The organism is Parabacteroides sp. ASF519, from assembly GCF_000364265.2.
GTDB lineage: Bacteria > Bacteroidota > Bacteroidia > Bacteroidales > Tannerellaceae > Parabacteroides > Parabacteroides goldsteinii.
The window spans coordinates 3047858-3073590 of sequence record NZ_AQFV02000006.1 but is presented as its reverse complement, the minus strand read 5'-3'; the positions used below and the strand labels follow the sequence as shown (position 1 = coordinate 3073590).

Sequence of the window (25733 nt, the reverse complement as noted above, 5' to 3'; positions counted from 1 at the left end):
GCCATATAAAGAGATAGAACTATAATTTATAAGAAAAAAGTAAATTATAGTGATATATTTACTATGCTAAGAAAGAACAAGCCAGAATCGTTTGTTGTTTTGTTACACCTTCAACAACTTATAAATCTTCATTAATTAATCGTTCTATGATATCGATAAAGACAACGGCTTTCGGATAGAGCTCTCTCACTTTATCTTCATTCATCATAATGAAATCATCGTAATCGCCGGACTGCCGGTTTGCATACAGATTGGAATAAAATTTCGACTGTTCTTTATCTATCTGTCCAGTCAAGACAAATTCCTTACTGAAGGCTTGTCGTATGCCGGAATGGGTTTTAACACAAATACCATGTTTCAGTAACAAAGCGGCTACGGCATAATAGCAGGCATAATACATACGGCTTACAGTTGTATTCCAAAAGCCATGCTCTATAAGAACCGGCAATTCAATTAAAGTGTCTTTCGCGTTTTGTAAACGTAAAGAAACGAGTGCTCGTCTTTCTTCATCAGTCATAGTAATATTCCCTCCTTCATAACATTCTCATAAAATGGAGTGACAAGCCTTCCCCACAGCTTTTGAGAGTATACTATTGGGTTAATAATCACTCCTGTTTCAATCTCAATATCGTAAAGAGGATAAGTTATTCTCTCCTCATCTTCCAGCTTTATCTTGTCTTTATCCACTAATATCAGCAGGTCGATATCACTGTCGGGCCGTGCATCTCCACGCGCTTCGCTACCATAAAGTATGGCTTTGACACCTGGGGCCGAATGTCGAAGAACTTCGCGGATGCGGTTGACTATTTCAGGACGTTTCATAAGCTTATATATGTTGTTGATGGCAAATATACGGAATTATTGTTTTACAACAAATCTTCCCACTCTTTATCCGTCAGTGACTTCAGCGGATCGTTTTCCGAGATGAATGTTTCAGCCAGTTCGCTCTTGGATTCCTGGAGGTTGCGTATCTTCTCCTCGATCGTGTCGGCAGTAATAAAGCGGTAGACAAAGACCTGCTTTTCCTGTCCGATACGATGGGCACGGCTTTCCGCCTGCAACTCGGCTGCCGGATTCCACCAGGGATCGAGGATGAAAACATAATCGGCATCCGTCAGGTTTAGTCCTACCCCACCGGCTTTCAGGGAAATGAAAAAGGCGGAAACATCATTGCGGGTAGAGAAACGGGTAATTTCGCTCTCACGGTCGAGGGTACTTCCCGTTAACATCGCATATAGCCATTCACGCTCGGTGAAGGCATCCGCCAACAGTTTCAGATGTGTAACGAAAGACGAGAATATCAGCACCTTATGCCCTTCACTAACCAATGTTTCAAAAGCATCCAGCACCTGCTCCATCTTCCCCGAACCGCCTTCATAGTCCGCTAAAACCATGTGCGGATGATTCGCCAACTGGCGTAAACGGGTTATACCGTTCAATGCGACAAATGAGTTCTTATGGCGCTCCTGCAAAATCGTATTCCGCAGCGCATTCTTCTCTTTCTGGTAAACCTCCCGTTGTTCCGGTGTCATTTCACAATAAACCACCTCTTCCGTCAACGGGGGAAGTTCGGGAGCCACCTGTTGCTTGGTGCGCCTCAGAAAGAACGGACGGATAATCTGTTGCAAGCGTTTGCGGGCATTATCGTTTCCTTCCTTTGTTATCGGATGGATAAAATGTTTCCGGAATCCGTCCGCAGAACCCAACAGACCGGGATTAATGAAGTTGAATTGCGCCCACAGATCTTTCAGCGAGTTTTCAATCGGCGTCCCGGTCAGCACCAGGCGATGCTCACATTGCAGGTGGACAACCGAATGGTATGTCATGGAAGCCGGGTTCTTTATATTCTGGCTTTCATCCAGTATCACATACGTAAAGCGATATTTCTCCAACAGTTCGATATCCCTCCGGAGAAGCCCGTAAGTAACCAATACAATATTATACCGGTCGAAACTCTTCCACGGTTCTTTCCTCTTTTGATCTCCCATATAAGTATAAACGCTCAATGTGCTGAACTTCCGGATCTCCCGTTTCCAGTTCGGCAACAAAGAGGTCGGCACAACGACTAACGAAGCGGGAACCGTCGTTTCCTCCTTCTCCTTTTTCACCTCTTCATACGGTATCTCACCGGGCATATCCATTCCGAAAAAGGAAAACTGTCCGCTGCTATCAACTGTTATATTTTGCGGAGCAGGAGAAGATAACACAACTGCTTTCGGTTCTTCCGGATCATAGATATGTTGCAACAGCGTAATCGTCTGCAACGTTTTTCCCAACCCCATATCATCCGCCAGGCAAGCACCAAAGCCGTTGGCTGCCAGATGGACCAGCCAGGAAAAACCGTCCTGCTGATACGGACGCAAAACAGTCTTTATCTTCGGAGGAACAACAACCGATTCTTTCTGTACATACACCTTCGAAACAGTATCCTCCTGTTCCAACGCGGAAACAACTCCTAGATGCATTTTACGAACCCTGATCTCTTCCGGTCTGTCATCACCGAAAGTAAACAGATCGCTATATTTCTCGAACCAGTCTTCAGGAAGTAAGGCGACCTGTCCGTCCGGCAGCACAAACTCCCTTTTTCCTTCCAGAATATGCTTCCTGAAACGAATAAAAGGGAACAGAAAATCCCCCATACGCACCGTAATGCGGATATCGAACCAGTCGGGAGAAGGAGAAATCTCCTGTGTCAGCGAAATCTCTCCCAGATAATACCGGAGAGACGTGTCCGTCTTCACAAAAGAAAAGCAAGACTCCAACTCTGCTTTATGTTGTTGCAGCCAGTCGATAAACGTATAACCGCCTGTTTCGACAACCCTGACAAACTGAACATCCGTTATCTGTTTGAAGCCCCATTTCTCCAGTAAGTTGATATAGATTTGTTCCAACTCCAAATCACGTGTATAATAATAGATGACAGGTTTTCCGTCGACCTTTTCCAACCGGGGATAAGTCAGCTGGCTTTTCTTTCCCGGCGAGAAATAACGGTCTCCATACCGGAAACGCAACTGAAGTGCCGGCTCGTCATTAATAGACCGCTCCACAGACAATTCAGGGATACAAGTTCTCCTTTCGTGAATAAGATCGAAGCCGGAAGAGGTGGCAGGATAATCGCAAATCAGGGGAAGCGCAACCATCTCCAGATACTTTTCAGCATCTGCCAGCGGCACTTCCACATATTTCCGAGTCAGAAACGGTGTAACTTTCGAAGCCTCAATCCGCTTGAAAACTAAGAGCCGATCATCCAACAAAAGGATAGCCGGTTTTGAAGACAAAACCATAAACTTTCTCTTTTTCTGTAAAGGGATCTCTTCTCCATCCATACGACAGACAGCTGAATAACGGAAAAAATGATCTGTTATCTCAAAGCGGAAAGAGATCTCCGCAATATTCCCAGAAAAACGCATCCGGTCATGTTCATAAAGCAGTTTCACACCGGGTTCTTTCATATATACCGGCAAATGATTCGCCTGCATCAACCGGACCATCTCCCTTATTTTCTTATCAATGAAAGGACGGAGTTGCTTCTTCAACATCTCCGCCGTCACCGAACTCAAAAAGCCGGCCACCGTCTGTTGCCTGGAATATACCTGCATCAGGTTCTTTTCGGAATAACTTTGCGCAATAGCAATTACGCGCTTCTCCATCTCAGACAACTCCGTATCGTTTCCCGCATGGGTAGCCTGTTCCTCCACACTGATCACACCCTGAGACACAGTTTTAGCAAAATAAGGAATAAGTAAAGGTCCCAAAACAGGATGGTTACTTAATGCAATGATTAATATATGGTTCGTGGACATCAACGGTTCTTTTTTATTAAAACTACAAAGTTACAAGAAAAACAAATAATCATACCTATAGTTCGAACCAAAGATATTTGATTATCTTTATCAGCCATAATCAATACAAACAAAATTATTATGTCATACTGCGAATACATAAAGACCACTACTGGTTGGGCTATTGATCTTAACAAGACATATCACGATGAAAAATATGGTTTCCCTATCGAAGATGATAATGAATTATTCGGCAGGCTCCTTCTGGAAATCAATCAGGCAGGTTTAAGCTGGTCGACCATACTCAAAAAAGAAACCGCTTTTCGTACAGCCTATGATAATTTCAATATCGAAACCATCGCAAACTATACGGAAACAGACGAAGCCAGGCTTTTAGCCGATCCCGGTATCATTCGGAACAGACTAAAAGTAAAAGCCGCCATCCACAATGCACAGGCCATTATGGAACTGAAAAATGAATACGGTTCATTTAAAAACTGGCTGGATCACCATCACCCTAAAACCAAGGATGAATGGACTAAACTATTCAAGAAAACATTCAAATTTACTGGTGGGGAGATCGTCAATGAATTTCTGCTAAGCACAGGCTATCTCGAAGGGGCGCATACGCCTGATTGTCCCATATATCAGAAAATATTGAAGGAGAGACCGGCATGGAATAGATAAGACACAGTGATTATCGTTCTTTATTTACTTCTTGTCTGAAAATCAAGAAGATACAATTCAAATAACAAAATACTAATCTTCTTTTGATTTTCAAGCAATGTTTATTATTACATTTGCATATAATGTTGAACCTAAATCATAGCTTTATGTTTACCGATACAATGACTTTGACTGAAATGCAAAAAGAGGTTGGAAAAGATTACGATCCTCTTTTTCGCCGTATATATCATTTTCAAGATGAAACACGTCGTTTCTTTTTGAAATCTAAAACTTTTCCTGTCTATAAAGTAATTAACTGGAAATCTTATGTAACTAATAACGAATGGACGGTTATTTTACTTGTCAGGGAAAAGAAATATGTCAATGAACCAGCAGTTGTTCCTTTCGCTAAATATCAGTCATATGGTATGGGAGTTGTTTATATGCGACCTATTACAGACAAGTCATTCTTCGTCATAAATTATACTCCCCATTTTTTCAGGCGATATCATGAAAGATACATTATTCCACAAAATTATAATATTACAGATACCGGAAAAAGAATTGAACATTTCTTTGTAAATAATTCGATACCTTCCTACGATTTCTCACCTGCCAAAAACAATTTCATCGGATATTATAATCAAGGCATCATTTTCGGAGAACATACAGATGACAGAACCGCTTTAAAAGCTAAGACTTTTGTATCACGAACAATGTTGTATAACGATCAAGCAAGCACAGACGATGAGATCTCATTCATAAGACAAGAAGTTGCCAACTCACCCGATTACCTTCGTGACAGAAACCAATTCTGGGGAGCTGAACGCTATGGCAAGCAGAGTTTGCACAGGGAGTTTTAATATTCCCCAAATAGAAAAAGGGATGAAATAAAAAAGATCGCCTCATTCTTCTTTTGAAGCGATCTCTTTTTAAAGTCAAAACTTGACTTTTTACATTTTCTTTGGTGTTGTTTCTTTCTGATCTTTCTTACAATTGCATTTTTCTGCTTTTCACCCTTTACTGTCAGCCTTGCCACATTCATCTTTACAAGCTGACATCATGGACTTATCGCACTTTTTGTCACATTTTTCCTTACATTTCTTATCACACTTCTTTCCACACTGTTCAGTCTTTGTACATTTCCGGTCTTTCTTGTCACTTTGTGCATTAACAAATGTTATTGCTCCGGTTGCTACCAGCATCATTACGCATACAATAATCTTTTTCATACAGAGTCTTTTTTTATTCTTACTTATTGGATTTATTCCTTTTTGCAAAGATCTATATATCAGACTTCAATATTATTGGCAATATTGCCTTTAAGATTATCAATTATCCCTTATTTGCCGGAAAGCAACAGGTGGACAGTAATAATCAAATCATTTATGACTTCATTCTCTCCTTGATTTTTCCCCAGGCATGTGTGTCGAACAGACAGCTACTCCGCATCGTATCATACATTTCTTTAAATCGGGACATCGGTATCATAAAACTTAAAATATCCGGTTCAAAATAAGGGCGTACAGAAGGATCGAAAAACCCGATGAAGGTACGTTTTCCTCCTCTCGCATTCTCAATAACGGCTTGTGTGACTACAGAGCAACAACCAGAACCGAATAGAGAGGTAACGGCATCCTCTGAATTATTATCGAAAAAGGCCCAGGTTGCCAAACCGGAAAGCATATCGGGTGTCGCCAAAAACAGGATACCTTCCAGATTGTCAAAGTTCTCGACTTTATCCATTCGGGCAAAATTCAGATAATCCATCTTTGCTCTCGGAACCTGCAACTCTTCCAAAAACTCAGAAACACCTTCGGGTGTTTGTTTATATTTTTCTTTTAAAGACACAAATCCGGGAATCCGTTCAGGCATCTCCGTAAAACCCGTATAGAATTTTCCGCCACCACAACCGATAGTTTCCACACTCAAACTAACCGTTTGTCCGGCTCTGACCTCTTTCATGCATTTGAATAAACATCCTCCGATTTTATCGACCGGGGTTACCGGTTGCTCCGAATACCAAAAGACAATAGGAAGATCGACTTTATCTCCGAAGGCTTCGCGATAGTTATTGAGAAATACTTGTATGCCCATGATACAGATGATTTATTGGTTTTGTCAAATATACGAAAAGATTCTATATGTTATGACTGCAAATATCAAAACAATCTGGTCGATAGCTATATTCACATTACTGGCATCCATTAAAGATACAGTTCTTATCATCCGGATGAAAAAGCAGGAATTAAACAGAAGAGTTCAATTTTCATTAGAATAATAGTATATTTCCTCTATAAATAAACAAACGTGAGTTCGAAATAAGTACCATAACCTTCCTCAGAATAACAGTCAAGCCATGTTTAATAACATGTATGTGTAAAAATATAACAAAAAGTTTGTATTAAAGAAAAATAAACCTGTCCTTTGACGAAAAGATTTTAACTATGAAAAACACAAAGAGATAACATTGCCACAGTCTTGACTATGAAATGTATGATCTTTGGGAGGGAGTCTGTATAAGGGTCCCTTTTTTCTTATTATTTTCTGTGTAATAAAAGTTACACTAACCTTATTTCGAACTCCCGTTAAAATAAGATCACTTTGTAGCTGTCCCTACATTTTGTCTATGCAGAGAGTGATAAATAATTTCCTCTTCGAGCTTGTTTGTCTCAGACGCAATTCCTTGCCAGAGCGTGCCTGTATACCAGTTTGCAAAAACGGGGTTTACTCCACCACAAATATAAGGGTCTTGGAACGCTCATTAAGAAGCAACCATTAATTCACAAATGGCATATAAGGTTGCTTTTTAGCTAATAAATTCCAAATAACAACGAGTAGCTTTCGAGCATTTGCCATTAAAGCCTTGTTGTGATTCATTCTCTTTTTCAAGGTATGATATCTGCTATAAAATTTAGATGTTTGAGTCCTGCAGGCTCCCCATGCACATTGTGTAAGCATAACACGTAAATACTTGTTTCCATGTAAAGTCTTTCTTCCTTTGATCTTTCCTGCACTTTGATCATTTCGCGGTCTTAATCCAGCCCAGCCAACTAAAGCTGATGCTGTTAGAAAGGCTTTCATGTCAACACCGATTTCTGCTATGATTCTCATAGCGCTTTCCTCTTTTATCCCAGGAGCTGTTTGAAGGATTTCCAGTTCCTCGGCATAATGTCCCTCGCAAATTATTCGCATTTTCTCTTTACACTCAAGAAGCTGACGATCATAAAGTTCCACTTCTTCCAAACTCATTTTAAGCATGTCTCTGTCTGATGAAGATACAATACCAGTCAAAGACGACTTAATAACCTCATGACAATGTTTATTACGAATACGCTTGTGAACCAACAGAGCTAATACTTCAGAATCAGTTTCACCACAGATTAATGCATTGACCACCTTACGCATGGATTTACAACCAATATCAGAAACATAATTACTCAAACGAATATTGCAACGTTGCAACGTTAGATCGATAGCAGATTCAGCTTGCTGTTTGCGACGAGTCAAATGGAAGATACGACGACTGTACTGACGTAATTCCTGTATTTTTGAATCAGGAATATAACTTCCCTTAATTAGCTCTTTCTGAAGAACAGTCGCAATCCATTGGGCATCTTTAATATCAGTTTTACGACCAGGGAGTTGACGGATGAAATAAGGGTTAACCAATTTAACATCAAAATCGCATTCCAAAATGCGCCAAATAGGAACCCAATAAATACTGGTGCTTTCCATTGCAACTTTACCAACACCATGAGAGACTAAAGTGTCACGAAGGCGATCCAGTTCCGGTGTTAAAGTTCCAAACACATCTTCAATTTTCTCACCGTTTGCTGTGAGAATACACATAAAGACACTATCTTTATGCACATCAAGACCACAAACTCTGTCCATAAGATATAGTTTTTTTGTATTACAACTTTAAAATAACGAAAGTCGGTGGAATAACAGCAGGGAGTGGTCTTTATTTTTATTAGACGCGCTTATAAATCTCAATTTTTATGTAAGTTTGAACTGTTATTTTCAATATCAATCTAAAGACTACAGCCATGTACGAACTTCAGCAAGTTGGCGAAAAAAGCTACTACATAAATTCTCCGGCGAAAATCGGCATCTATCGGCAAAATGAGACAGATATTTATCTGATCGACAGTGGCAACGACAAAGAAGCCGCCAAGAAAATCATTAAAATTGCCGCACAACAAAACTGGACGATAAAAGGAATTGTCAATACCCATTCCAATGCTGACCATATCGGAGGGAATGCCTATTTGCAACAACAAGTCGGCTGCCCTGTCTTTGCAAATGGAATAGAGGCTGCTTTTACACAATATCCGATATTGGAGCCATCGTTTTTATATGGAGGATACCCTTGTAAGGACTTACGTAACAAGTTTCTGATGGCTAAAGAAAGTCAGACATTACCTTTTTCGGACAAGGATTTTCCCCAAGAGCTGGAAGTCATTCCCCTGCCCGGTCATTTTTTTGATATGGCGGGATTCCGTACTCCGGATGATACTGTTTTTCTGGCAGACTGTATCAGTAGTGAAAATACCCTCAACAAATATCAGGTTTCTTTCATTTATAATGTAGCCCAATATCTGGAAACACTTGATTTCGTTGAAAAAATCGAGGCGGCCTGTTTTGTTCCTTCACATGCGGAAATGACGGCAGACATCAAAGGGCTGGTTGCCATCAACCGAAACAAGATCTACGAGATTACCGATACCCTACTCGAAATCTGCTCCACCCCTCAAAATAGCGAAAACATCCTTCAGATGCTTTTCGACAAATACGAATTATCTATGAACTTTGAACAATACGTACTGGTAGGTAGTACTATCCGTTCCTATCTTTCCTGGCTCAAAGATCTCGGTAAATTATCCGTCAGTTTTGAGAATAACATGCTCCAATGGAAAAATATTCAATCATCAAATTAAATTCAACATCATGAAAATTATATCAATACGAGAGAATCCGACCTATAAAGATATCGCTATCAACTATTTTCAAAGCAAATGGCCTTCCGTATACCCTGTGCTCTATGAAGATTCTATTAATCACAGTATAGATTCTCCGAATCCACTTCCTCAATGGTATCTATTGGAAAAGGATAATGAAATAATTGGTTGCGCCGGGCTGATCACCAATGATTTTATCAGCCGGATGGATTTGTATCCGTGGGTTTGTGCCGTATATATAGATGAAAACCACCGGGGACATTTTTACAGTACGCTTTTATTGGAGAAAGCCAAAGAAGATACGATTAAAGCCGGTTTTAGCAGATTATACCTCAGTACGGAACATATCGGATTCTATGAAAAGCTGGGATTCAAATATATAGGTCAAGGTTACCATCCTTGGGAAGACGAATCACGCATCTATGAAATAGAGGTAAAAACATAATTCTACCGAATAACAATGATTATACTGAAACTTTTTCAGCATAAGTCATGCTTTGATTTTGAATAAATACATATATTTGCTTCTAATAAAAAATTATGTTTATGAGAAGCACGTATTTTATCATCACCCTCGCGATTTGCTTCTGCATGTCTCTCCATGCGGAAAACAAAGCAAATAATTACATGAAACAGGCTCAAAGTAGCCTGGAACAAAAGGACTTTACCAAAGCCCGTTATCTTTTTCTGCAAGCTTACAAAGCCTTCTCGAACGAAGGAGACTATACACAAGCCATCGATTGCGGAACAAAAGCGACGTACCTGTACTATCGCGAAAACTATTATCAGGAAGCATTCGAGCTTTGCAGGCAAATGACGCAGTTTCTTTTAACCGAAGAACAGAAAGCGCAAAAGACCTTCTACGACCAACGTTTCCAATTGACAAAAGAACGGTTGCAGATGTACATAAAACTCAAAAACGCGGCACAGGCACAGCTTCAACTCAACACGTTGGATAATCTGGTAAGCCAGGCAGGCAGCGAAAAACTCGCCGAAGACTTTTTATATACCCAGGCAAGTTATTATTATACATTCGGACAAAACGAACAGGGAGATGCCAGCTTCAGCAAACTCATCAACCAATATAAGGATAAAAAAGAGTACGACAAGGTAAGCGAATGTTACAAGCACCTGATCACAATAGCCCGCTCAGCCAATAACGCCCCGTTAATGGAACGTACTTACGAAAAATATATCGTCTGGACCGATTCCGTTAAAGCGCTTAATGCACAGGATGAACTGGGAGCATTGCAGTTAAAGTATGACGACAGCCTGAAAACCATACAGGAAAAAGATGACAAACTATCAGGCAAACAATACATGATAGTAGGTCTTTGCACACTGGTTGTCATTCTTATCGCTGGATTGCTTTTCGTAGCATTCCTGTTATTACGCTTCATTGTGCTCAACAAAAAGCTGAAAAACATCATCCAGACAACCAACGAGCACAGCGAACAGCAAACCAAATTTATCCAAAGCATATCGGAGCAAATGAAGCCGACTCTCGATAAGCTCAATGTATCGGCAGAAGAATTGCGGGCCGAAGCAATCCTGACACGTGTAAATGCCTTGAAGCAATTCAGTGTAAACATCCAGGAATTATCTTCTCTTGAAAGTTCTTTAATGGAACCCTACGAAGTACAATCGTTCAATATGGGTAGTTTCTGCAAAAAAACGATGGATAAGGTAAAAGATAAAATCCATCCGGATGTAGAAGTAATTGTCGATGCCCCTCAACTGGAAGTAAAAACAAACGCAGAACAACTGGAACGTATTTTATTACATCTGTTGAATAATGCAGCTTCACATACGACTTCCGGTAAAATATGGCTGGAATTCAAGAGAAAGGGAGCACACCTTTGCCACATCATCGTTACAGATAACGGAACAGGTATTCCCGACGAATTAAAAGAAAACCTCTTCAAACCATTCAGCGAAGTCAAAGATTTGGCAGAAGGAGACGGACTAGGTTTGCCTATCTGTGCCCTGATCGCCAACAAACTGAACGGCAGCCTTTCAATTGATATGGATTATAAAAAGGGATGCCGGTTTATTCTGGTATTACAGATATAAAGGAAACTGTTCACTATTTACGAAAAACTCATTTAATAAAAGTCTTCCGATATTCCCGGAAGACTTTTTTATTTGCCGCCTCCCCCGTAAGAAGATATTCAAAACCCAGCTTCTCACAAACCCTGACGGATGCCATATTCTGATCGTACATACGGGCAATAAGTTCCGTACAACCCAATCGGCTAAAAGCATAGTCGATCAAACCCTGACATACTTCCGTTCCATATCCTTTATTCCAATACGCTTGATCGATAATGTAACCAACCTCCATTTTCCCAGGATCTGAAAATGAGTTGAACAGTCCGGCTTCACCTATAATATTGTTTTCTCCCCTCATCTTAACAACAAACACACCATATCCTTCCGGGTATCCAGTTTCATTCGCTGCCTTATAACGAGCTTTTAATTCCTGCAAAGTCCAGTCATACCTGCCGGACTGGATGTATTTCATATTTTCTTCCTGAGTATAGATAGCTAAAAGAGCCTTCAGTTCCTCTTCTATGGTAATTTCCTTTATTACCAGTCTTTCCGTTTCAAAATGGATCATACGATTATAGTTATCAAGAAAAACATCAGTACCTAATGCAAGAAGACGTTGGTTTTCAATAAAATCCTGTCCATATTTGAGCCATCGTTTAGTAAATGACTTAAATTTACTACATGGAAAAATCCGGCATTGGAAACAATGGGTAATACCTTTTTCCTTACAACACAAATGAAATGTTTTGCACCGTTCACATTTATCTGAATATTCGGCACCCTTGCAAGGTTTCTTTATCCGCGTATAGTTTGGGCAGCCTCCACAAAAGACACCGCAAGCCGGAACTCTCCCATTGTAAATAATATCAATCATACAAAGATTTCATTTTATTTCTAACAAAGATAAACAAAATACAGGGTTTACATTATCAAAATGATAGTTATTTCAAACTATTAAAAGAAACAGCATCTTTCATTTTACAACCAAACAACCGTTCATTGATTTCATATTAACATTAAAACAGCGACTATCATGTCAAATAGAAACCAACTGCTCTAATAAACAAAAAAAACGTCAGTATTTAACACGGACATACATATCATTATGAAAGAAACAAACTATATTTGTCGAACAATTTGACAACAAAATAGGTATTAAGCAAACATAAGGTCAACAAACAATGAAAGAACAGATCTATTTGAACAGAAAGCAAGGATTATACGATCCTGCGAATGAACACGACGCGTGTGGAGTCGGAATGTTAGTTAACATTCACGGAGGAAAGTCGCACGACATTGTAGAGTCAGCCCTTAAAGTATTGGAAAATATGCGTCACCGGGGTGCAGAAGGTGCCGACAACAAGACTGGTGACGGTGCTGGTATCTCACTTCAGATCCCTCACGAATTTATTTTGTTGCAAGGGATTCCCGTTCCTGAAAAGGGAAAATACGGGACAGGTCTGGTCTTTCTTCCCAAAGACGAAGCACAACGCTCTGCCATCCTCAGTATTATGATCGAGGAGATTGAAAAGGAAGGTCTTACCCTGATGCATCTGCGGAAAGTTCCTGTGAACAGTGACATACTGGGAAAAGACGCACTGGCAACAGAACCGGATATCAAACAAATTTTTGTCACCGGTTGCGATAATCAGCAGGAACTGGAATTGAAGTTGTACGTGATACGTAAACGCATAGAAAACAAGGTAGCAGCTTCTGACCTGGCGGCAAAGAATGACTTCTATGTAGCGTCTTTATCTACCAGGAATATTGTATATAAAGGAATGCTGGAATCCATGCAGCTCCGTCATTACTTCCCTGACCTGACAAATAACTACTTTACAAGCGGGTTGGCATTGGTTCACTCCCGCTTCAGTACGAACACATTTCCGACCTGGAGCCTGGCACAACCTTTCCGCCTGCTGGCTCATAACGGAGAGATCAATACGATCCGCGGGAATCGGGGATGGATGGAAGCGCGTGAAAGCGTACTCACCTCTCCTACCATCGGCAACATTGAGAGTATCCGTCCGATCATTCAGCCGGGGATGAGCGATAGCGCTTCGCTGGATAATGTGCTGGAGTTTCTGGTGGCATCAGGGTTGAGCCTGCCGCATGCCATGGCGATGCTCGTTCCCGAAAGTTCGAATGAAAAGAATCCGATATCGGAAGACCTGAAAGCGTTCTATGAATATCATTCCATATTGATGGAGCCCTGGGACGGTCCGGCAGCCCTGCTCTTCAGCGACGGACGGTTTGCCGGCGGAATGCTCGACCGCAACGGTCTACGTCCGGCTCGTTATCTGATCACTAAAAACGATATGATGCTGGTAGCTTCCGAGGTCGGCGTTATGGATTTTGAAGCGAATGAGATCAAAGAAAAGGGACGCCTGCAACCGGGAAAAATATTAATGGTCGATACAGAAAAAGGGGAAATCTATTATGACGGCGAACTAAAAAAACAACTTGCTGAAGCCAAACCGTATAAGACATGGCTGGCAAATAACCGCGTGGAACTGGACGAACTGAAATCCGGACGCAAAGTTCCGCATACGGTAGACAACTACGACAAATTACTGCGTACTTTCGGTTACAGCCGTGAAGACATAGAAAAGATCATCGTCCCGATGTGCACCGGAGGCGCCGAACCCGTCGGTTCCATGGGTAACGACACACCGTTGGCTGTCCTCTCCGACCGTCCGCAGTTATTATACAACTATTTCCGCCAGCAGTTCGCACAAGTGACTAATCCGCCGATCGACCCGATCCGCGAAGAACTGGTGATGAGCCTGGAAGAATATATCGGCGCGGTAGGTAACAATATTCTGGTGCCTAGCGAAAGCCATTGCAAGATGGTACGGTTGAATCATCCGATCCTGACCAACACACAACTGGACTTGCTGTGCAATATCCGGTACAAAGGTTTCAACGCCGTCAAACTCCCGATGCTGTTTGAAGCAGCCAAAGGACGTGAAGGTCTGAAGTCGGCCCTCGACGAACTATGCAAAAAAGCGGAACAATCCGTTACCGATGGAGTGAATTACATCATCCTGAGTGATAAAAATGTCGATGAAAAGCTGGCACCGATCCCTTCCCTCCTCGCCGTCAGCGCAGTTCATCACCATCTGATCTCCGTACAGAAACGGGTACAAACAGCCCTGGTTGTTGAAACGGGTGAGATGCGTGAAGTAATGCATGCCGCATTGTTGTTGGGATACGGGGCGAGCGCCATCAATCCTTATATGGTCTTTGCCATCCTGAAAGAACTGGAAGACAAACATGAAATACAATTAAACTATGAAACGGCCCGTAAGAATTATGTAAAATCCATCTGTAAAGGACTGTTTAAAGTCATGAGCAAAATGGGGATCAGTACTATCCGCAGTTACCGGGGAGCCAAATTGTTCGAAGCAGTCGGCCTGGATGCGGAACTGGCACGCACTTATTTCGGCGGTACGACCAGCAACGTCGGTGGCATCCGCCTGGACGAGATTGCACGCGATTCGATCGCTATGCACCACCAGGCATTCGACCAACCGGTAGACGGCATGTTGGAACACAAAGGTATTTACAGTTTCCGGAAAGACGGTGAGAAACATGCCTGGAACCCGGAAACCATCTCTACCCTGCAACTGGCAACCCGTTTGGGAAGTTACAAGAAATTCAAGGAATATTCGCGAATGGTGGACGAAAAGGAATCTCCCATCTTCCTCCGTGACTTCCTGACTTTCAGGAAACAAAAATCCATCCCGATCGAACAGGTGGAACCGGCGGAAGAAATCATGAAACGGTTCGTTACCGGTGCCATGAGCTTCGGTTCGATCAGCAAGGAAGCGCATGAAACGATGGCGATGGCCATGAACAAGATACACGGCCGGAGCAATACCGGAGAAGGTGGCGAAGATCCTGCCCGGTTCACTCCGCGCGAAGATGGTTTATCTCTCCGCTCTTCCATCAAACAGGTGGCATCGGGACGTTTCGGCGTAACAACGGAATACCTGGTAAATGCAGATGAGATACAAATCAAAGTGGCCCAGGGAGCCAAGCCGGGAGAAGGCGGGCAGTTGCCGGGGTACAAGGTGAACGACATCATTGCAAAGACACGTCATTCCATTCCGGGCATCTCGTTGATCTCTCCTCCTCCTCACCATGATATTTATTCGATCGAAGATCTGGCACAACTGATCTTCGACCTTAAAAATGTCAATCCGAAAGCGGAGATCAGCGTCAAGCTGGTTTCGGAAAGCGGCGTCGGAACCATCGCGGCAGGTGTAGCCAAAGCGAAAGCAGACCGCATCGTCATCTCCGGAGCCGAAGGCGGAACAGGTGCTTCGCCGGTCAGCTCGATCCGTTATGCCGGACTGCCGCCTGAACTGGGATTGTCGGAAACACAACAGACATTGGTCATGAACAGCCTCCGCGGACAGGTCCGCCTGCAAACAGACGGACAATTGAAAACCGGACGCGACATCATACTGATGGCCCTGTTGGGAGCCGAAGAGTTTGGCTTTGCCACCTCCGCACTGATCGTACTGGGGTGTGTGATGATGCGCAAATGCCATATGAATACCTGCCCGGTCGGTGTGGCGACACAGGATGAAGAGTTGCGCAAACGTTTCCACGGGCGTCATGAATATCTGGTGAACTTCTTCACCTTCCTGGCAGAAGAAGTTCGTGAACACTTAGCAGAGATGGGTTACAGCAAGCTGGATGATATTATCGGACGGACAGACCTCATTGTTGATAAACGAACTCATGGCACACAGATGACGCAGATCGAACAGATGGCCACAGATCAAAATTTAAAAAATCTGCATAAATCCCCCAAATCTGTGTCATTTGCGTGCCATAAATATGATTTACTGGACTTCTCCCATCTGTTACACCTCCCGGAGCAGGCGGCTTATACACCTATCCATCATACGACAAACCAGGTGCATCAAATAGAGAACGTGAAAGATACGGATATCATTCTTCATGCTAAAGGAGCCATCGAGTTCCAGCAGGAAGTATCGTTGGATTATGCCATCGCCAATACCGACCGGAGCGTCGGAGCCATGCTTTCCGGCGAGATTGCCAAACGTTACGGGAATACCGGCCTGCCGGATCACACCCTGAACATCAAGTTCAAAGGCTCAGCCGGACAGAGTTTCGGCGCCTTCCTTGCCCACGGCGTTCATTTCCGCCTGGAAGGAGAAGCGAACGACTATCTGGGAAAAGGCCTTAGCGGTGGCCGCATCAGCTTGATGCCTCCGGTACGTTCCACCTTCGTTGCCGAAGATAATACCATCGCAGGTAATACATTATTATATGGGGCAACCAGCGGGGAAGTCTACATCAATGGCCGTGTCGGCGAACGCTTCTGTGTACGGAACAGCGGAGCTATCGCCGTTGTGGAAGGTGTCGGAGACCACTGTTGCGAATATATGACCGGAGGCCGCGTCGTTGTGCTCGGTCGGACGGGACGGAACTTTGCCGCCGGCATGAGCGGCGGTGTGGCTTATGTATGGAACAAGGCCGGCGATTTCGATTACTATTGCAATATGGAAATGGTCGAACTTTCCCTGATCGAAGACAGTGCCACCCGCAAGGAGCTGCATGAACTGATCCGCAAACATTATCATTATACAGGCAGCCACCTGGCCGGCAAAATGCTGGATAACTGGGACAAACAGGTAGACGAATTCATCCAGATCGTCCCGATCGAATACAAGAAAGTATTGCAGGAAGAACAGATGAAGAAGTTACAACAAAAGATCGCAGAGATGCAGCGGGATTATTAAATATCACTTTTCACTCTTAAAATCGAAACAACAATGGCAAATCCAAGAGCATTCCTCACCATACATAGACAAGAGGCAGGTTATCGGCCTGTCGAAGATCGTATCGACGATTTCAGCGAAGTAGAACAAACACTCAACAGCAGCGACCGCCGCCGCCAGGCATCCCGTTGCATGGATTGTGGCGTACCTTTCTGCCACTGGGCGTGCCCCATCGGTAACAAACAACCCGAATGGCAGGACTTCCTCTACAAAGGGCAATGGAAAGAGGCTTACCAGGTACTGGAACAGACCTGCGACTTTCCGGAATTCACCGGCCGCGTCTGTCCCGCCCTTTGCGAAAAAAGCTGTGTACTGAAACTAAGCTGCGACGAACCTGTCACCATCCGCGAAAACGAAGCCGCCATCGTCGAAGCCGCCTTCCGCGAAGGTTATATCCAACCACAACACCCCCGGCGCAATGGCAAACGCGTTGCCGTAGTCGGAAGCGGCCCCGCCGGGCTTACCGCAGCCAATCAACTGAACCGTAAAGGTTACGAAGTGACAGTCTTTGAAAAAGATGAATTACCGGGTGGCCTGCTCCGTTTCGGCATACCCAATTTCAAACTGGGGAAAAACATCATCGATCGCCGTATCCGCCTAATGGAGAAAGAAGGAATCAAATTCCGCGTAAACACGATGGTCGGCAAAGAAGTGACGGCCCGGGATATTGTCAAAGACTTCGATGCCGTCTGCATCGCCATCGGTTCGGAAATACCGCGCGACCTCCCGATCGAAGGCCGTAACCTGAAAGGCGTTCATTTCGCCCTTGAACTGCTGGGTCAACAGAACCGCCTCCTCGAAGGCATCGCCATCCCCCCTAAAAACATCATCAATTGCAAAGGCAAGAAAGTCCTGATAATCGGTGGCGGTGATACGGGCAGCGACTGCGTCGGAACAGCCAACCGTCATGGTGCCGCCAGCGTCACCCAGATCGAGATCATGCCCCAGCCGCCTGTCGGACACAATCCCGCAACTCCCTGGCCCATGTATCCGCAGGTACTGAAAACCAGCAGCAGTCACGAAGAAGGCTGCATCCGTCGTTGGAACCTGGCCTCCTGCCGCTTTATCGGCGATAAAAACATACTGAAAGGGGTGGAAGTGGAAGAAGTAGAATGGATACCGTCGGATAACGGAGGCCGTCCCGAAATGAAAATGACCGGAAAGAAAGAGATCATCGAAGCCGACCTGGTTTTCCTCGCCATGGGTTTCGTCCATCCCGAACAGGAAGGTCTTGTAAAAGAACTCTCCCTAGCTGTGGACGGACGTAAGAATATCGCCGTCGACAGTCAAAATCAAATCGCCGGCAGTAACCTCTTCGCCTGTGGCGATGCCGTCAGCGGAGCCAGCCTGGTCGTACGGGCAATGGCCTCGGGACGCAAGGCAGCAAAAGCAATTGACAAATATCTAACAAAATAAAACAACAGGATTATGTGTGGCATTACAGCAATCTTCAACATTCGTGAAGGAGCCTCCGCCCTCCGACAACAGGCGCTTGAAATGAGTAAACGTATCCGTCACCGCGGCCCGGACTGGAGCGGGATTTATCAGGGTAAAACCGCCATCCTCGCCCACGAACGTCTTTCCATCGTCGACCCGGCTTCCGGTGGCCAACCGCTGAAAAGCAGAGACGGTAAACTGATCCTTACCGTCAACGGTGAAATCTACAACCACCGTAAGATTCGTGAAGAATTGAAAGGAGAATATGAATTCATGACCGGCTCTGACTGCGAAGTCATCCTCGCCCTCTACCGCAAATACGGTACCGGTTGCGTGGAAAGGTTAAGCGGAATCTTTGCCTTCGCCCTCTACGACGAAGAAAACGACACCTATCTCATTGCCCGCGACCCGATCGGCGTCATACCTTTATATATGGGTTACGACGACCACGGACATCTTCTCGTCTCCTCCGAACTGAAAGGTCTGGAAGGCTTCGCCACCATCTACGACCAGTTCAAGCCCGGCCACTACTTTTACAGCAAAGATACGGACCTTACGAAATGGTACATCCGCGACTGGATGGATTACGAAAACGTGAAAGACAACCCCGCCAGCATAGAAGAACTCCATGACGCTCTCGAAGCTGCCGTGCAACGCCAGTTGATGAGCGACGTACCTTATGGCGTGCTCCTTTCCGGCGGCCTGGATTCGTCCATTACTTCCGCCATCGCCAAGAAATATGCTGCCAAGCGTATCGAGACCGGAGGTAAAGCCGATGCCTGGTGGCCGCAACTTCACTCTTTCGCCATCGGCTTGAAAGGTGCCCCCGACCTGATCGCTGCCCGCAAGGTAGCCGATGCGATCGGAACCGTCCATCACGAGATCAACTACACGATCCAGGAAGGTCTGGACGCCCTCCGCGACGTTATCTATTATATCGAGACCTACGATGTAACGACCGTACGTGCTTCTACCCCGATGTATCTCCTTTCCCGCGTCATCAAAAGCATGGGTATCAAAATGGTTTTGAGTGGCGAAGGAGCCGACGAAGTGTTCGGTGGCTATCTGTATTTCCACAAAGCACCGGATGCCAAGGCATTCCACGAAGAGACATTGCGTAAGATAAGCAAACTCTATCTATATGATTGTTTGCGTGCCAACAAAAGCCTCTGTGCCTGGGGTGTGGAAGGCCGTGTTCCCTTCCTCGACAAAGAATTTCTCGACGTTGCCATGCGCCTGAACCCGGCTGCCAAAATGTGTCCGGGCAAGACTGTCGAGAAGAAGATCCTCCGCGAAGCCTTTGCCGATATGCTGCCCGAAGAGATCGCCTGGCGTCAGAAAGAACAGTTCTCCGACGGCGTTGGCTACAGCTGGATCGATACATTGAAAAAGATCACTTCCGAACTGATCACCGACGAAGAGATGAAACAAGCCGCCGACCGTTTTCCGATCAATACGCCGCAAAACAAGGAAGAATATTATTACCGTACGATCTTTGAAGAGCACTTCCCGAGTGAGAGTGCCGCACGCAGCGTACCATCCGTCCCGAGCGTTGCCTGCTCGACAGCCGAAGCACTGGCCTGGGATGCTGCCTTCAGAAATATGAACGAACCGAGCGGACGTTCCATCAAAGGGGTACACGAAGCTGCTTATTAATGGAGAAAACCGTATTGGGCAAAAAATAGATACGGTATTATTTCTCAATCGATTACAGTCTCCTCGTAGTTTCGTATTCAGAAAACTCCAGTTCCCTCCGCAGGAAACTACAATTTCCTAGGCGGGGAACTCGCGTTTCCTAAGCAAGAAACTAGAGTTTCCTGCTTAGGAAATTATAAACAGATAGTTTGCCATCAAAAAATTCCTTCTGACAGTTACAAAAAATCTTCTCGAACCGGATTGAACGTGTCAATCAGAACACCGGCTTCCACACACTCGCAACCATGCAAAACTCCCGATTTCATATAAACGCCATCCCCAGTCCGGATAACCTTGGTTTCCCCATCCGTCGTAAACTTAAAAACGCCACTTGCCACATAGGTAACCTGCGTATGGGGATGCGTATGAGGCGCACCGACCGCTCCCGCTTCAAATTTCACTTTCACCATCATCAGATCACCATTATATCCCATGATCTGACGCTGCACACCTCCACCGAGATCCTGCCATCCTATTTCTTTTTCAAACTGAAAATTAGCACTTTCGTGATTCATAAATTCTTATCTATTAATTCCTGTTCAGGCTGTAAAGATAAATGATAATGTAGTTTTTTCAAATTTTCATAGGGTATCCGGTGCTTTTATACGTCAATTATTCGACATTCAGATACTTTGCTTAGTAATTACACATGAAAAACATTATAAATTCTAAATTAATATTCTTACCAAATGAAATTAAGATTGATTGTATGTTGTCTGTTACTATCCATAGGTAGTATATGGGCCAAAGACGATGCACGTAAGGCTTCAGAAGCACTTATCAAAAGAGTTATTCCTGAAAAAGCATCCTCGTTCAAAGTGGAAATGTTTCAGCCGAAGGATGGAAAAGATTGTTTTGAAATTGAATCGAAAGGCAATAAGATCATATTACGCGGTAACAATGGAGTTTCTGTGGCCTCTGCTTTATACCATTATCTGAAATACTACTGTAACGCGCATATATCCTGGAACGGAGATAACCTGAATCTTCCGTCGCGCTTACCTGAAGTGCCGAAAAAAATAACCCGCCCCACAGCTTTCGACCACCGCGTTTATCTGAATTACTGTACAATCAGTTACACAATGGCCTGGTGGAACTGGGAACGTTGGCAACGTGAAATAGACTGGATGGCCATGCACGGTATCAATATGCCTTTGGCAGTGATCGGACAGGAAGCAGTTTGGCAAAACACCTTACGCCGTTTTAAAATGAATGACGATGAAATCCGTACCTTCTTAGTCGGTCCGGCTTTTCAGGCATGGCAATGGATGACAAACATCGAAACATACGGAGGCCCGTTGCCTCAATCATGGATCGATTCTCATCAGGCACTCGGACAACAGATATTGGAACGTCAGCGTGAACTGGGAATGACACCGATCCTGCAAAGTTTTACAGGTTTTGTTCCCATCAAATTGAAAGAAAAATATCCGGACGCCCGCATCAAAGACAAAAACCGTTGGTGCAACGCATTCACAGCAACCGTTCAGTTAGATCCCCTCGACCCTTTATTCAAAGAAATGGGACAAGCCTTTCTGGAAGAACAACAGAAATTATACGGAACCAATCATATATATGCAGCCGATCCCTTCCATGAAGGAGCAGCTCCCAGCAACGAAAAGTCATATCTCGAAGCTGTTGGGAAAGTGATATGGGAAGTCGCATCCGGTTTCGATCCTGAAGCAATTATTGCCATGCAAACCTGGTCGTTACGTGAAGCTATTGCACGCACATTCCCTCAGGACCGTTTGTTATTACTGGATTTAGGAGGCTGGAATGTAGAAAAATTCAATAGCTTCTGGAACTATCCGTATGTGGCCGGCGTACTGCATAACTATGGCGGACGTGTTTACATGGGTGGCAATCTGGCCTTATACGCCAAAAATGCACACGAACTGAAGCAAAGTCCCAAAGGAGGCAATATACAAGGCATCGGCCTCTTCCCGGAAGCAATCGAACATAATCCGGTCGTTTACGAACTGTCTACAGAAATAACCTGGATGCAGGATGCACCCGACCTGCAAAAATGGATTACCGATTATGCACGTGCCCGCTACGGAAAACTACCGGCCGGTGCAGAACAAGGTTGGAAAGTCTTACTGGAAACAGTCTATGGAAGTAAAGCCGGTAGATTACCCAGCACAGAAAGTGTCATGTGTGCCCGTCCGGCTTTAACCATCCAGAAAGTCGCCGCTAATGGAGATTTGAGTCGCCCTTATTCTACCGTTCGTTTATGGGATGCGGTCGATCATTTTCTTCAGGCTTCCAACGATCTGAAAAAAAGTGACACCTACCGTTATGACCTGGTGGATGTGATGCGCCAGTGTCTTTCCGACCTGTCTTTGCCTCTACAAAAACAGATAACAGAAGCCTATTTGGCCGAAGATAACGAAAAGTTACAACAAGCCGGAGAACAGTTCCTGGCATTGATCGATGACTTCGACCGCCTGTTGGGTACCCGCTCTACTTTCCTGCTTGGCAAATGGATTAAAGAAGCACGCCAATGGGGAACGACTGAGGAAGAAAAAGATTTATATGAATGGAATGCCCGTACATTAGTTACAGTATGGGGCCCAAATCATTCTTCCGCCCACCTGTTTGAATATTCCAACCGTCAATGGGCCAGCTTAATGAAAGGGTATTATAAGCCACGTTGGGAGAAATTCATCAGCTACCTGAAAGCCCAGCCCAAAGGAGAATGGCGCTACGACGAACAATACATCCGCAAATCGCTGGCGGGCCGCCCCGCACTGGATGCCAGCGATTTCTATACTCGTTTAACCAATTGGGAATATGATTGGGCGTTTAACAAAGACGTTTATCCGGATACTCCGCAGGGAGACGAGATTGAAATCGTAAAAGAATTATATGCCAAATGGCTTCCTGTTATGAAACAGGCTAATAAATAAATCTGAGAACTTTTCGGATCTCACCGAAACTGACAGGTTTACAGAGATGCAATTCCGTTATTCGGATAATGACGATAACAGAATTGCATCTTTACATTACTTATAATCGTTAAAAACCATTTTAATAGAAGAATTAAAAGCGGTCGTTTTATTTGAGTTCTTGAAGAACTCGGGTTAAAACCACATCACATAATATTTTGTTTTTCAACCCATAAAACAAAAACCACTCAATAAGTTTATCCTGGATATTACTATATGTATAACTTTTATAATATAAGAATCCTTTTGATTAATGCCAGGTTTTTAACTACTTGTAATAAAAATACCTTATATTTGCATCATGTGGATGCAATAGTTCTTCAAGAACTACGCACTAGCTAAAAATCATATTCCCCCATTGCGATAGATAAAATGAAGGAAAAGGAGAAGGAGATAAGTTCCATTGATAGTTTATTTTGGAGAATTGCTATAAAAGATGACGAGATAGCATTTCGTACTCTTTTTTTCCAATTTTTCTCTCCTTTATGTGTTTTTGCCCATAGATATATTGACAGATGGGAGACTTGTGAAGACATTGTACAGGAAACTTTTTTCAAAATATGGAAAAACAGAAAGAATATAGAAATCAATACATCTAGCCGTAACTTTCTTATCACAAGTGTAAAAAACACCTGCATAGATTTCCTACGTAAACAGGAAACAGAACAAAACTGGCAGCAAAAAGAGATCGAGAACAATACTTCATGGTATACCTCCGGAGATATCTACTCAACGATTGAACTGGAACAGATGCTTTCGGCAGCACTTGCCAAACTTCCTGACAACATACGGATTGTTTTTGAAAAAAACAGATTCGAAGGTATGACATACACTGAGATCGCAGCCGAACATAATATTTCAGTCAAGACAGTAGAGGCCTATATGACAAAAGCGTTAAAACATCTGCGTGTTGAATTGAAAGATTACCTCCCACTTATGCTCCTGTTACTCTGGTAATACAAAAAACATTCTTTAACATAGGGGATCTTTTATGCCATACGTCTAATTTATAAAAGAACGAAAGTGGATATTCATACAGAACATATAATAGCATATCTTGAAGGACGTTTATCTAAAGAAGAAAAGAACGCTTTCGAGCAACAGCTACAATCCTCCCCCGACTTCAAAAAGGAAGTAGATGATATTCGTTTTATCTGGGAAACTACGGCAGAACTTAAACTGCATAAGCAAATAAACACCCAGCAGAACTGGGAAAAAGTCTCAAGACAAATCGCTATTGATAAGTACAAAAAGAAAATCCTGAGTTTTATCCGGACTTCAGCAGCTGTACTGCTGATCCCTGTTCTGATCGCGACCTATTCCCTGTTCAATACGCTGAAGGATTGGAACAACCTGCCGGTAGAACAAGTGGAATTGACAACGGCCTATGGTTTGATTTCCAAAATCACCCTTCCCGACGGATCCGAGGTATGGTTAAACTCCGGTTCCTCCATCTCCTACCCCAAACGTTTTACCGACAACAAAAGAAACATACAACTGACGGGAGAAGCATATTTTAAAGTAACTTCTGATAAATCGAACCGCTTCGATGTATTAACGCCCAATGGATTGCAAGTCAGTGCCTACGGTACGGAGTTCAATGTTAAGGCATATGAAGATGAAGATAAAATAGAGGCAACTTTAGCAAAAGGGCATATTGAAGTCACAGAAATAGGCCAGCCGGTTTCCAGGACTTTACGTCCGGGAGAACAGGTCGTATATTATAAAAATACCAGTAGAATGGAAGTTGACAAAGTTAATCTGGCTGTCGAAACTTCATGGAAAGACGGAAAAATGATATTCAGACGAGCTAACATGAATGAAATCGTACAACGACTCGCTCGCCATTTCAATGTCGATATCAAACTGGAAGGTGAAGAATTGTATGACTATAACTATTCTGCTACTTTTACCACAGAGACACTAAGTGAAGTTTTACTCCTACTGGAAAAAACAGCGCCTATAAAATGTACAGTGATAGAACCTAAACAAACAGATGATTTCACTTATTCACGACGCACTGTTATCATAAAAACGATAAAGTAACACACACCATCAAAGAAAAAAGAAAAAAAGTGGATTTTAACATAGGGTGTTTGCCCACACGTCACGTCTAATATAAAAATAAAAACAAATGTTATAAATGTTAACTTAAAAGAAGTATTATATGAGAACAGACACTTAAAGAAAAAGCAGGAAAACGCTGGTTACATTTTCCTGCTTCAATCAAACAAATTACCAATCCGAAAATCTCACCTGACGAATGGTAATCCCCAATTAAGTTATTTTCAAACCTAATTAAATTTGATAATGTGAAATTATGAAGAATTTATCAAACCTAGAAGGTTTTAAGTCTAATTTTGACTTATT

19 protein-coding genes are annotated in these 25733 nt (G+C 43.4%); 11 read left to right on the top strand and 8 right to left on the bottom strand.

The genetic code is table 11. The features are described 5' to 3' along the window. Nucleotides 1-118: 118 nt before the first annotated feature. From C825_RS12090 to C825_RS12080, 3 genes are read right to left on the bottom strand one after another with little or no spacing between them, the layout of a single operon-like run. The gene (locus C825_RS12090; protein ID WP_007658377.1) at nt 119-517 is read right to left on the bottom strand and encodes a HEPN domain-containing protein; all 399 of its coding nucleotides are present in this window, start codon (nt 515-517) and stop codon (nt 119-121) included. Next, nucleotides 514-822, bottom strand: coding sequence for a nucleotidyltransferase domain-containing protein (locus tag C825_RS12085; protein ID WP_007658378.1), 309 nt, complete (start codon nt 820-822; stop codon nt 514-516). Before C825_RS12085 ends, C825_RS12090 begins: the two co-directional genes overlap by 4 nt. A 44-nt stretch (nt 823-866) precedes the next feature. Beyond that, complete coding sequence (locus tag C825_RS12080) at nt 867-3803, bottom strand: DEAD/DEAH box helicase (protein WP_010802644.1); 2937 nt, start codon at nt 3801-3803, stop codon at nt 867-869. A 120-nt stretch (nt 3804-3923) separates the two neighbouring features. Here C825_RS12080 and C825_RS12075 point away from each other — a divergent pair, with 120 nt between their 5' ends. Both C825_RS12075 and C825_RS12070 read left to right on the top strand, forming a co-directional pair. Continuing rightward, on the top strand, nt 3924-4469 hold the full coding sequence (locus tag C825_RS12075) for a DNA-3-methyladenine glycosylase I (protein ID WP_010802643.1): 546 nt from the start codon (nt 3924-3926) through the stop codon (nt 4467-4469). A gap of 146 nt (nt 4470-4615) precedes the next feature. Then, nucleotides 4616-5311, top strand: coding sequence for a hypothetical protein (locus C825_RS12070; protein ID WP_007658387.1), 696 nt, complete (start codon nt 4616-4618; stop codon nt 5309-5311). 150 nt (nt 5312-5461) lie between these two features. Here the strand turns inward: C825_RS12070 and C825_RS12065 are convergent, their stop codons facing one another. The 3 genes from C825_RS12065 to C825_RS12055 form a co-directional block, all read right to left on the bottom strand. Then, complete coding sequence (locus C825_RS12065) at nt 5462-5680, bottom strand: hypothetical protein (protein WP_007658388.1); 219 nt, start codon at nt 5678-5680, stop codon at nt 5462-5464. A 154-nt stretch (nt 5681-5834) separates the two neighbouring features. Continuing rightward, on the bottom strand, nt 5835-6545 hold the full coding sequence (locus C825_RS12060) for a DUF169 domain-containing protein (RefSeq protein ID WP_010802642.1): 711 nt from the start codon (nt 6543-6545) through the stop codon (nt 5835-5837). A gap of 681 nt (nt 6546-7226) precedes the next feature. Then, complete coding sequence (locus C825_RS12055; protein ID WP_010800321.1) at nt 7227-8345, bottom strand: IS110 family RNA-guided transposase; 1119 nt, start codon at nt 8343-8345, stop codon at nt 7227-7229. 155 nt (nt 8346-8500) lie between these two features. On the opposite strand from C825_RS12055, the gene C825_RS12050 reads away from it, so the two are divergent. From C825_RS12050 to C825_RS12040, 3 genes are all read left to right on the top strand, one after another. Next, on the top strand, nt 8501-9391 hold the full coding sequence (locus C825_RS12050; RefSeq protein WP_010802641.1) for an MBL fold metallo-hydrolase: 891 nt from the start codon (nt 8501-8503) through the stop codon (nt 9389-9391). A 10-nt stretch (nt 9392-9401) separates the two neighbouring features. Then, nucleotides 9402-9857: a GNAT family N-acetyltransferase gene (locus tag C825_RS12045; protein WP_010802640.1), complete on the top strand. Its 456-nt coding sequence runs from the start codon at nt 9402-9404 to the stop codon at nt 9855-9857. 101 nt (nt 9858-9958) lie between these two features. Then, complete coding sequence (locus C825_RS12040; protein ID WP_007658395.1) at nt 9959-11485, top strand: sensor histidine kinase; 1527 nt, start codon at nt 9959-9961, stop codon at nt 11483-11485. A 28-nt stretch (nt 11486-11513) separates the two neighbouring features. Here the strand turns inward: C825_RS12040 and C825_RS12035 are convergent, their stop codons facing one another. Further along, nucleotides 11514-12032, bottom strand: a complete 519-nt coding sequence (locus C825_RS12035) for a GNAT family N-acetyltransferase (RefSeq protein WP_228100177.1) — start codon at nt 12030-12032, stop codon at nt 11514-11516. Nucleotides 12033-12645: 613 nt separating this feature from the next. Here C825_RS12035 and gltB point away from each other — a divergent pair. The 3 genes from gltB to asnB are packed head-to-tail and all read left to right on the top strand — an operon-like array spanning nt 12646 to nt 20376. Further along, nucleotides 12646-17244 carry a glutamate synthase large subunit gene (gene gltB, locus C825_RS12030; RefSeq protein ID WP_010802638.1) on the top strand — a complete coding sequence of 1533 codons (4599 nt, stop codon included), beginning with the start codon at nt 12646-12648 and terminating at the stop codon, nt 17242-17244. A 33-nt stretch (nt 17245-17277) separates the two neighbouring features. Beyond that, nucleotides 17278-18699 (top strand): glutamate synthase subunit beta, encoded by a 1422-nt coding sequence (locus tag C825_RS12025; protein WP_007658401.1) that lies wholly within the window; start codon nt 17278-17280, stop codon nt 18697-18699. 12 nt (nt 18700-18711) lie between these two features. After that, nucleotides 18712-20376, top strand: coding sequence for an asparagine synthase B (gene asnB / locus C825_RS12020; RefSeq protein WP_007658404.1), 1665 nt, complete (start codon nt 18712-18714; stop codon nt 20374-20376). A gap of 215 nt (nt 20377-20591) precedes the next feature. On the opposite strand, the gene C825_RS12015 is transcribed toward asnB, so the two are convergent. Then, nucleotides 20592-20930 (bottom strand): cupin domain-containing protein, encoded by a 339-nt coding sequence (locus tag C825_RS12015; RefSeq protein WP_010802637.1) that lies wholly within the window; start codon nt 20928-20930, stop codon nt 20592-20594. A 174-nt stretch (nt 20931-21104) separates the two neighbouring features. Here C825_RS12015 and C825_RS12010 point away from each other — a divergent pair, with 174 nt between their 5' ends. The 3 genes from C825_RS12010 to C825_RS12000 all read left to right on the top strand — a co-directional run bounded on the left by C825_RS12010 (nt 21105) and on the right by C825_RS12000 (nt 25409). After that, on the top strand, nt 21105-23324 hold the full coding sequence (locus tag C825_RS12010; RefSeq protein ID WP_010802636.1) for an alpha-N-acetylglucosaminidase: 2220 nt from the start codon (nt 21105-21107) through the stop codon (nt 23322-23324). Between the two features lie 411 nt (nt 23325-23735). Beyond that, nucleotides 23736-24320, top strand: a complete 585-nt coding sequence (locus tag C825_RS12005; protein ID WP_010802635.1) for an RNA polymerase sigma-70 factor — start codon at nt 23736-23738, stop codon at nt 24318-24320. A 66-nt stretch (nt 24321-24386) separates the two neighbouring features. Beyond that, the gene (locus tag C825_RS12000) at nt 24387-25409 is read left to right on the top strand and encodes a FecR domain-containing protein (protein WP_010802634.1); all 1023 of its coding nucleotides are present in this window, start codon (nt 24387-24389) and stop codon (nt 25407-25409) included. The last annotated feature ends 324 nt before the right edge of the window (nt 25410-25733 follow it).

Bases quoted from the DNA above. Each gene is read 5' to 3' on its own strand.
- C825_RS12090 (WP_007658377.1), bottom strand. From the start codon at position 517: ATGACTGATGAAGAAAGACGAGCACTCGTTTCTTTACGTTTACAAAAC.
- C825_RS12085 (WP_007658378.1), bottom strand. From the start codon at position 822: ATGAAACGTCCTGAAATAGTCAACCGCATCCGCGAAGTTCTTCGACAT.
- C825_RS12080 (WP_010802644.1), bottom strand. From the start codon at position 3,803: ATGTCCACGAACCATATATTAATCATTGCATTAAGTAACCATCCTGTT.
- C825_RS12075 (WP_010802643.1), top strand. From the start codon at position 3,924: ATGTCATACTGCGAATACATAAAGACCACTACTGGTTGGGCTATTGAT.
- C825_RS12070 (WP_007658387.1), top strand. From the start codon at position 4,616: ATGTTTACCGATACAATGACTTTGACTGAAATGCAAAAAGAGGTTGGA.
- C825_RS12065 (WP_007658388.1), bottom strand. From the start codon at position 5,680: ATGAAAAAGATTATTGTATGCGTAATGATGCTGGTAGCAACCGGAGCA.
- C825_RS12060 (WP_010802642.1), bottom strand. From the start codon at position 6,545: ATGGGCATACAAGTATTTCTCAATAACTATCGCGAAGCCTTCGGAGAT.
- C825_RS12055 (WP_010800321.1), bottom strand. From the start codon at position 8,345: ATGGACAGAGTTTGTGGTCTTGATGTGCATAAAGATAGTGTCTTTATG.
- C825_RS12050 (WP_010802641.1), top strand. From the start codon at position 8,501: ATGTACGAACTTCAGCAAGTTGGCGAAAAAAGCTACTACATAAATTCT.
- C825_RS12045 (WP_010802640.1), top strand. From the start codon at position 9,402: ATGAAAATTATATCAATACGAGAGAATCCGACCTATAAAGATATCGCT.
- C825_RS12040 (WP_007658395.1), top strand. From the start codon at position 9,959: ATGAGAAGCACGTATTTTATCATCACCCTCGCGATTTGCTTCTGCATG.
- C825_RS12035 (WP_228100177.1), bottom strand. From the start codon at position 12,032: ATGATCCATTTTGAAACGGAAAGACTGGTAATAAAGGAAATTACCATA.
- gltB (WP_010802638.1), top strand. From the start codon at position 12,646: ATGAAAGAACAGATCTATTTGAACAGAAAGCAAGGATTATACGATCCT.
- C825_RS12025 (WP_007658401.1), top strand. From the start codon at position 17,278: ATGGCAAATCCAAGAGCATTCCTCACCATACATAGACAAGAGGCAGGT.
- asnB (WP_007658404.1), top strand. From the start codon at position 18,712: ATGTGTGGCATTACAGCAATCTTCAACATTCGTGAAGGAGCCTCCGCC.
- C825_RS12015 (WP_010802637.1), bottom strand. From the start codon at position 20,930: ATGAATCACGAAAGTGCTAATTTTCAGTTTGAAAAAGAAATAGGATGG.
- C825_RS12010 (WP_010802636.1), top strand. From the start codon at position 21,105: ATGAAATTAAGATTGATTGTATGTTGTCTGTTACTATCCATAGGTAGT.
- C825_RS12005 (WP_010802635.1), top strand. From the start codon at position 23,736: ATGAAGGAAAAGGAGAAGGAGATAAGTTCCATTGATAGTTTATTTTGG.